Source organism: Candidatus Symbiopectobacterium sp. NZEC135 (assembly GCF_025962695.1).
This window is the reverse complement of the sequence record NZ_JAGFPF010000114.1, coordinates 1-5,287: the sequence shown is the minus strand read 5'-3', so window position 1 is coordinate 5,287 and position 5,287 is coordinate 1. Positions and strand designations below refer to the sequence as shown.

6 protein-coding genes and 1 pseudogene are annotated in these 5,287 nt (G+C 53.0%); 3 read left to right on the top strand and 4 right to left on the bottom strand.

The window, feature by feature from the left end; translation table 11 throughout:
• From J5224_RS23230 to syd, 4 genes are all read right to left on the bottom strand, one after another.
• On the bottom strand, positions 1-194 hold a 194-nt coding region (locus J5224_RS23230), incomplete at its 3' end, for a flavodoxin domain-containing protein (protein WP_264627608.1).
• A gap of 55 nt (positions 195-249) precedes the next feature.
• Positions 250-1,041 (bottom strand): tRNA pseudouridine(65) synthase TruC, encoded by a 792-nt coding sequence (truC, locus tag J5224_RS23225; RefSeq protein ID WP_264627607.1) that lies wholly within the window; start codon positions 1,039-1,041, stop codon positions 250-252.
• On the bottom strand, positions 1,034-1,381 hold the full coding sequence (locus tag J5224_RS23220) for a YqcC family protein (protein ID WP_264627606.1): 348 nt from the start codon (positions 1,379-1,381) through the stop codon (positions 1,034-1,036). The genes truC and J5224_RS23220 overlap by 8 nt, the downstream gene beginning before the upstream one ends.
• 649 nt (positions 1,382-2,030) lie before the next feature.
• Positions 2,031-2,579 (bottom strand): SecY-interacting protein, encoded by a 549-nt coding sequence (gene syd, locus J5224_RS23215; RefSeq protein ID WP_264627605.1) that lies wholly within the window; start codon positions 2,577-2,579, stop codon positions 2,031-2,033.
• A gap of 69 nt (positions 2,580-2,648) precedes the next feature.
• Here syd and queF point away from each other — a divergent pair, with 69 nt between their 5' ends.
• From queF to J5224_RS23200, 3 genes and pseudogenes are all read left to right on the top strand, one after another.
• On the top strand, positions 2,649-3,500 hold the full coding sequence (gene queF, locus J5224_RS23210) for an NADPH-dependent 7-cyano-7-deazaguanine reductase QueF (RefSeq protein WP_264627604.1): 852 nt from the start codon (positions 2,649-2,651) through the stop codon (positions 3,498-3,500).
• Between the two features lie 174 nt (positions 3,501-3,674).
• Complete coding sequence (gene ppnN, locus J5224_RS23205) at positions 3,675-5,039, top strand: nucleotide 5'-monophosphate nucleosidase PpnN (protein WP_264627603.1); 1,365 nt, start codon at positions 3,675-3,677, stop codon at positions 5,037-5,039.
• Between the two features lie 66 nt (positions 5,040-5,105).
• Positions 5,106-5,287: pseudogene (locus J5224_RS23200) on the top strand (flap endonuclease Xni); the annotation flags it as partial.

Below are 5,287 nucleotides of genomic sequence, written 5' to 3'. Positions count from 1 at the left end.
GGCAGATCCCCTTGCCCGGTGGTTGACGTTACCACCAACACATACTGCTCGCGATACGCCAGCCAGGATGACAGGTCGGCATCTTCAAACACCTTAACCTGATGGCCGCGCTCGCTCAGCAGATTCTCCGCTTCTTCTGCAACCAGCAATGCGTTTCCATAAACCGTGCCAACAAAAATACCAATTTGCGCCATGATGATGACTCCACGTGTAATGTATCGCTGCGTGCCCGATAACGCCTTATCTGCGCTATTCGGCAGTACTGGAAAGGCGGTTATCCTGCCCCGAGTCAGGCGGAAACTCAACCCTTTCAACATCAGGGAGACTGCCTAGCCAGCCAAATTGCGTCATTACGTGCATCCAGGCCATATCCAACCCGGCACGTAATACCAAGGGCTCCCCTGTTACAGGATGGCACAGCGTCAGCTGGCTGGCATGCAACATCAAGCGCCCACAACCAAAATGCGCAGCCATGGCGCGATTCTGACGCAAATCACCGTGCTTTGAGTCACCCAAAATAGGATGCCGCAAATGCACCATATGACGGCGCAACTGATGTTTACGTCCCGTCTGCGGCATCAGCTCAACCAGGCTGTATCGGGCGGTAGGATAGCGCCCCACCGCAACCGGTTGCTCCACCTGCGCCAGAGAACGGTAGTGGGTGATGGCTGTCTGAGGTTGTTTATCGCGCTGCGCGAGTTTGTCAGCCACTTTGTCCAGCTCTTCGGTCAGCGCGTAGTCGATGGTATCGCTGCCGGAAAGATACCCTCGCACGACTGCGTGGTAGGTTTTTTGAATCTGGTGCTGCTCGAACTGCTGCGAAAGCAGGCGCGCAATCTCACTGGAAAGCCCCAGCAGCAGCACGCCTGACGTTGGCCGGTCCAGACGGTGGACCGTGAAAACATGTTGACCAATCTGATCGCGTAGCGTCTGCATGATCACCACTTTTTCTTTGCGATCCAGCCAACTGCGGTGAACCAACCACCCTGCCGGTTTGTTAATGGCGATCAGATGCTCATCCTGATACAGAATTTCAAGCATCCCGTTCTCCCTGCACATCGGCAGGCACAAACAACGCATCCAACGCGCGCAGTTGCTCTAACAGCGGCGCGATGTCGTTGATATCCCCGGTCAGGGCCTCTTCAAAATAGGGGGTGATGGCGAGCGCCTGAGGCAAGGGAACGCCGCCATCCAGCATCGCATGTAATCGCGGCAACAATACCCATTGCAACCATTGTTCGGCGCTCATGGTGTCAATACAGAAAGGTTCTGTGCTGGTAAACGCACTGGCCTGCGGCGGGGCGGATTGCCAAAACACGCTGTCGCGTAGCGTGCGTTCAATTTCCCGTAAGGCGTGTCGAATGTGGTCTTGGTGCGTCATGCTTTTCTCTCACCGGCTGCGTGGAGGGCAAAGCATATCATTGAAGCAAGATGAGCCCAACAGGCGCAGGGCGGCGTGGTAACACAATAAAGAACAGTGTTGACGGATAATCTGCTACAAAAAAGTTGGGGGCACTGATATTCAGTGCCCCCGGTTCGTTTTATAGCTTTCCCGCTACACCACTGCGTCCCTGCTCATCCGTGAAAACTTTTCCTTGGCGGTTATCCTAACCAGCTCTCCGTGCAAGCGTCCAACTTTCGTCCTGACCGTTCTTCCTGCATCTTCCGTGAAGATATTCCCTTCAGGCTCCTGCCCCACCGCTACTCCGTAACGGCTCTCAATCTCCTTCCTGGAGGTGTCCTTGGTTTCATCCTGAAGCCGTTATCCTTCTTCACCACATTTAGCGATAAAGTGATACATCCTGTAACCGGTTACTAAGATGTATTAAATGGCGACGAACAGCAAGACCCTGTTCAGACTTTTTCTTATATTTACGCTGAAACCCTTAATGCAAAGAAAGATATAATCCATTAATTAAAAAGGAAAAAAATAAAAAAAAAGTGCATGAAACCGGGAAAACACAGAGATATCTCACAATTAATGTAAGATATCTCTTACACGCATATCCGCCAGATAGCGCAGTCAACCATCACCTTACTCTCGGTTGCAACTGTTGCAGGAACACGCACAAAGAGGGAGCCAACACCCGGTGTTCACGTGTACCAAAGGTTTCAAGCCATACTTCACCGCTGACATTAGATAACGAGATCAGCGCCATTTCTGATTCCGTCGTGGCTAAAAACAGCGTCGGCGGCAACTTAAGTCGCTTTTGCGTCAGCAAATGCCCGATGAGATTTTCCTGCATACGCACAAAATCATCCTCGCTCCACGATTGCAGCAGCAGGCAATCGATATCAGCAAAGCGCGCGTCCATATCCCCGGCATACTGGGTGGTAAAAAAAGCCTCAGCGTCAGGATGCAGCGCAATACTCAACGCGCGCGACACGCCGTCGAGCGTCGCGCTTTCGGCCACAGACTGAGGTTTCCACAATACCCGCTCGCCGTCATTTTCCACTATGCAGGGTGAAGCAACGCCGTACAACGCCTCACTGGCGGGTAAATGACCATAGGCTTGCTGCCAGGCCGCCATATAGCGCTGGGTAAACCCCTGGAGTGCGTGCTGCACATTGTCATCCATACTTTTTTCTCTTCACTGGGCGAGTCGGTTACACTACTGCATATCGTTTTTACTTTGCAAAGGCCTGTTATGTCCACTTCTGACAAACAAGACGCGCTCAGTGCGTTACCGTTGGGAAAGCCCACATCTTACCACGACAGCTACGATGTAGGTTTATTACAAGCAGTTCCACGCAGTTTAAACCGCGACCCTTTGGGCATTGATGCCGCGCATTTGCCGTTTCACGGTGAAGATATCTGGACATTATACGAACTCTCCTGGCTTGCCCCCAACGGGGTGCCGCAGGTTGCCGTCGGCGAAATGCATTTGCAGGCCGATAGCCCAAACCTTATCGAATCTAAAAGCTTCAAACTCTACCTGAACAGCTTCAATCAGACGGTATTTGAAAATTGGCAACGGGTACAAGAGACGCTAACGCGCGATCTGGCCGCCTGTGCACAGGGTAAGGTTAGCGTGACGCTGTTCTCGCTGGATGCCTTTCAGGGGCAGACGCTGGGCCAATTCCAAGGGGAATGTATTGACGGGCAGGATATTCAGATCGTGGATTATGCGTTCAATGCCGACCATCTTTCCAGCGCCTGCCACGCCGAGAGCCCCGTTGTTGAAGAGACATTGGTGAGCCATGTGCTCAAATCCAACTGCCTGATCACTCACCAGCCGGATTGGGGCTCGGTACAAATTCACTATCGGGGCAAGTGTATCGACAGAGAAGCCCTGCTGCGCTATATCGTCTCCTTTCGCCACCACAATGAGTTCCATGAGCAGTGTGTGGAGCGTATCTTCAACGACCTGATGCGTTTTTGCCAGCCAGAGACACTGACTGTTTACGCACGCTATACGCGTCGTGGCGGGCTGGACATCAATCCCTGGCGTAGCAACACTGACTTTATTGCAAATACCGGGCGCTTACCCCGGCAATAGTGCGGGATACCATACAATATCGCCATTGAGAAACAGCATTATTGGAAAAACTGATACCATCAGGTTAAGGTGGAGTAATACATAAAATCAGTGTTATGCGCCTTGCCTCCGCAGCGGTGACAAGGGGCTGCCTGGAAATGTTGTTGTTATACACTGCGTTCTCAAGGAGTAAAATTGATTACACATATCAGCCCGTTAGGGTCTATGGATTTGTTATCGCAGTTGGAAGTGGACATGTTGAAAAGCACGGCCAGCAGCGATCTTTACCGTTTATTCCGTAACTGTTCGCTTGCCGTACTGAATTCCGGCAGCCAAACCGATAACAGCAAAGAGCTGCTATCCCGCTACGAAGATTTTGATATCAACGTATTGCGCCGTGAGCGCGGCGTGAAACTGGAGTTGGTCAATCCTCCAGAAGAGGCGTTCGTTGATGGCGATATCATTCGTTCATTGCAGGCCAACCTGTTCGCCGTACTGCGCGACATCCTGTTTGTAAGCGGACAAATCACCTCGGCAGGCCGCTATCAGAACCTGAATCTGGAAAATAGCGCCCACATTACCAACCTGGTGTTTTCCATCCTGCGCAATGCGCGCGCGCTGCACGTGGGTGAAGAACCCAACATGGTGGTGTGCTGGGGCGGTCACTCCATTAATGAAACCGAATATCTCTATGGGCGCAAAGTCGGCAGCCAATTAGGGCTGCGCGAATTGAATATCTGCACCGGCTGCGGCCCGGGTGCCATGGAAGCGCCGATGAAAGGTGCCGCCGTCGGCCACGCCCAGCAGCGTTATAAAGAAGGCCGCTTTATTGGCATGACGGAACCGTCCATCATCGCCGCCGAGCCGCCAAACCCGCTGGTGAATGAACTTATCATCATGCCCGATATCGAAAAACGCCTCGAAGCCTTCGTGCGCATCGGGCACGGCATCATTATTTTCCCCGGCGGTGTGGGTACGGCGGAAGAGTTCCTCTACCTGCTGAGCATCATGATGAATCCGGAAAACAGCGAACAGGTGCTGCCCATCATCCTGACCGGGCCGGAGGAAAGCGCCGATTATTTCCATGTTCTGGATGAGTTTATCATCACGACCCTGGGCCGTCAGGCGCGCCGTTACTACTCCATCATCATCAATGATGCAGCGGAAGTAGCGCGGCAGATGAAGAAAGCGATGCCGCAGGTGAAGGAACATCGCCGACATACCGGTGATGCCTACAGCTTCAACTGGTCATTGCGTATTGCGCCCGATCTGCAATTGCCGTTTGAGCCCACTCACGAGAATATGGCAAACCTCAATCTGCACCCTAATCAAGAACCGGAAGCGTTGGCCTCTGCGCTGCGCAAGGCGTTTTCTGGCATTGTGGCGGGCAACGTCAAAGAGGTTGGCATTCAGGCGATTGAAGAGCACGGTCCGTACAAGATCCACGGCGATGCACAACTGATGCAAAGCATGGATAAGTTACTGCAAGGGTTCGTTGCGCAGCAAAGGATGAAGCTGCCGGGCAGCGCCTACATCCCTTGTTATGAAATCTGCTCCTGATGCACCACGGGCGGGAAAACCGGATTTTCCCGCCACCTTCACTACGCTTCTCGCCGGGACCGCCTGATGCCTGTACATTTGCTGATTATCGATGCATTAAACCTGATTCGTCGTATCCATGCCGTGCAGGGTTCTCCCTGTGTGGCAGCCTGTCAGCACGCCGTTACCCAACTGCTACAGCATAGCCAGCCGACGCACGCCGTCGCGGTGTTTGATGATGAACAACGCGCCGACAGTTGGCGGCACCA